General features: G+C 70.7%; 5 protein-coding genes. 2 read left to right on the forward strand and 3 right to left on the reverse strand.

The genetic code is table 11. The annotated features are described in order from the left end of the window. Together AAGA11_23045 and AAGA11_23050 are read left to right on the forward strand one after the other, a co-directional pair. Positions 1 to 201, forward strand: a 201-nt coding sequence (locus AAGA11_23045) for a hypothetical protein (GenBank protein MEM9605749.1), incomplete at its 5' end; no start/stop codon positions are given. After that, positions 198 to 977, forward strand: coding sequence for a methyltransferase domain-containing protein (locus tag AAGA11_23050; protein MEM9605750.1), 780 nt, complete (start codon positions 198 to 200; stop codon positions 975 to 977). The genes AAGA11_23045 and AAGA11_23050, both read left to right, overlap by 4 nt. Here AAGA11_23050 and AAGA11_23055 read toward each other — a convergent pair. From AAGA11_23055 to AAGA11_23065, 3 genes are all read right to left on the reverse strand, one after another. Continuing rightward, positions 961 to 1740, reverse strand: a complete 780-nt coding sequence (locus AAGA11_23055) for a thioesterase family protein (protein MEM9605751.1) — start codon at positions 1738 to 1740, stop codon at positions 961 to 963. The two genes, AAGA11_23050 and AAGA11_23055, sit on opposite strands and share 17 nt — an antisense overlap. Before the next feature lie 61 nt (positions 1741 to 1801). Then, positions 1802 to 2053 carry a hypothetical protein gene (locus AAGA11_23060; GenBank protein MEM9605752.1) on the reverse strand — a complete coding sequence of 84 codons (252 nt, stop codon included), beginning with the start codon at positions 2051 to 2053 and terminating at the stop codon, positions 1802 to 1804. Continuing rightward, the coding region (locus tag AAGA11_23065; protein MEM9605753.1) for an aminotransferase class I/II-fold pyridoxal phosphate-dependent enzyme at positions 2029 to 2492 on the reverse strand (464 nt) is incomplete at its 5' end. The genes AAGA11_23065 and AAGA11_23060, both read right to left, overlap by 25 nt.

Raw genomic sequence — 2492 nt, forward strand, 5'->3', positions numbered from 1 at the left:
AGCGATGTGGCCTTGTTCTTTCCGGTGGAAACCGTCGGGGCGACCTTCTGGGCCTGGCTGTTCTTCAGCGAAGTGCCCAGCACCGCGACAGTGACCGGCGCCGCCATCGTGATTGTCGGCGTGCTGCTCGGCACGGTGTTCAACCCGGAAGTGCGCCGCGCCGCGCCGGTGGGTGCCTCGCAACGCGGGCCGGTTGCGTGAGCCAGCACCCTGTCCCGGTGCCCGCCTACCACGCCGCCGCGCTGGTCGCGCTCTACGACCGCTTCAACCCCTGGGGGCCGGCCGACGCTTTCTATGAGGGACTCGCAGCCGGGGCGCCTTGTCGCGTGCTCGACATCGGCAGCGGCACCGGTACCCTCGCCTGTGCGCTGGCGGCGCAGGGGCACACGGTCACCGGACTCGACCCGTCCGACACCATGCTGGCGGTCGGGCGACGCAAGCCGGCTGCGGACCGCGTGCACTGGCACCACGGCGACGCGGCGACGCTGCCGACCGACACGCAGTACGACCTGATCACACTCACCGGGCACGCCGTGCAGTGCCTGCGGACCGACACCGAGTTGGCCGGGCTGCTCGCGGCCGTCGCCGAGGTCCTCGCGCCCGGTGGGACCTTCGCCTTCGAGAGCCGCAACCCGCGGCGCGACTGGGTGGCCGAGTGGGCCGGTCGCGTGGCCCACGCCACCACAGCGTCCGGCCAGGCGGTCAGCGAGCACACCGCAGCCGAGCGGCTCGCCGGCGGCAGCATTCGCGTCACGCAGCACTACCGCTTGAACGACGGCACCGTGCTTGCGCACACAGACGACCTGCGGTTCTTCGGCCTCGCCGAGCTGGAGCTCGCCCTCGCGGTTGCAGGCTTGCGTATCCACACCCTCTACGGCGACTGGCAGGCCGGCCCTTTCGAGTCAGCCGGATCGCGCGAGATGGTGTTGCTGGTCGGCCACGCGGACGGTTCGCAGTCGATCAGCTCGGCCGGATGAACAGCGTCTGCATCGCGCGGCCGACACAGCCGTGTCGGTCGTATAGGGCCGCGTCCGACGTGCCGATGCCGTTGGCCTCCCAGAACCCGATCGCGCGCATGCCGAGCCACTCGCCCTCCGGGTCGCGGTGCAAGACGATGGTCAAGTCCGGGTTGACGAAGCTGATGTCGGTGGCGTTGGCGTTGCGGCCGAACGCGTTGCCGCAGTCTCCGAGCGGGCAGATGCGCTGAAACGGCGACGGCGTTTCGTCGGGCAGGATCGGCACCGTGCGCATCCAGACCGTGGTCGGGCCCGGTGCGGGACCTTCGCCATCCGGGTACCGCACTTCCACCCCGCCGACGAAGGTCGGTTCGGTGTGCAGCGGAACGGCAATCGGAAAGCCGCCGGGTGCAGCGCACTCCGGACCGGGAATCGCGTCGTGCTGGGTCGGCAGCGTCTGCGGCTTGGACTCGATCATATACAAGCCCGACACAGTCGTGACCTCACGGCCGTCTGCATCTCGCAGACGGCAGACCGCTCGCGACACACCGCGCCCGGCCCGCTGGACCTCCGCGTCGACCGAGAAGCCGGCGTGCGGGATGGGCCGCAACAAGTCGACCGTGATCCGGGTCAGCCGTTGCGTTGGCAAGGCCTGCTCCAACGCCCGCACCGCCAGCGCCGTCGGCGGCCCAGCGTGGCAATGGTCGACGTGCCACGGGCCACGGCTGTGCGACGTCGGGGTGAACCACCGGTTGTCTTCGGTGGTGAAAAAACTGCCATCCACGTTCGCTGATCACCGTCCTGCCTCAGGGAGGGCGATGGTAAACCAGGCCGCTACGCCACCACTAGGCCAGCGGGTGCACCGCCTGCCACGCGTCGATCAAGCGCCCTGCGGCACACACGGTGTCCGCGACGTCGAGGTTGCCGGTGCCGACCACAAGCGCGCGACACGGCGCCGCACTGTCGGCATTGAGGTCGAGCGCCTCGAGCGGTTGCGCGCCGAGGCCGTGCCCGTGCAGCGCCCGCACCAGGCGGCCCCTGTCGACAGGGGCAGGCAAGTCGATCACCAGGCTCAGGCCGCCACTGCCGTCACGCACCGCAGCGGACTGTGGGCCAGCGTGTAGATCAACGCGCGACGTCGACGACCGTACTCGGCGCGCGCCCGCACCAGGTGCCGTGCCACGGTGCCGTCATCGAGCAGCGACGCGACGGCGCGCTGTTGCACCGCGTTGTGGCCCCCCCCGAGGCTGCGCATCACCCCCATGGCGGCCGGCAGGTGTCCGGCGGGCAGCACTATCCAGCCGAGCCGAACCGCGGGAAACATGAGTTTCGAGAAGGTGCCGGCGTGCAACACGGTCGCACCCTGCGACGCCGCCGCACTGGCCAGCGCCGGCCGGGGTTGACTGTCGTCGCGAAACTCGCTGTCGTAGTCGTCCTCGAACACCGCCGTGCCGGCGTCGGCGGCACGCGCCAGCAGGACGCCTCGGCGCGCGGGTGCGAGGCCGTGCCCCGCGGGGTACTGGAAACACGGCGTCG

It is taken from the genome of Pseudomonadota bacterium (genome assembly GCA_039196715.1).
Taxonomy (GTDB): Bacteria; Pseudomonadota; Gammaproteobacteria; order CALCKW01; family CALCKW01; genus CALCKW01.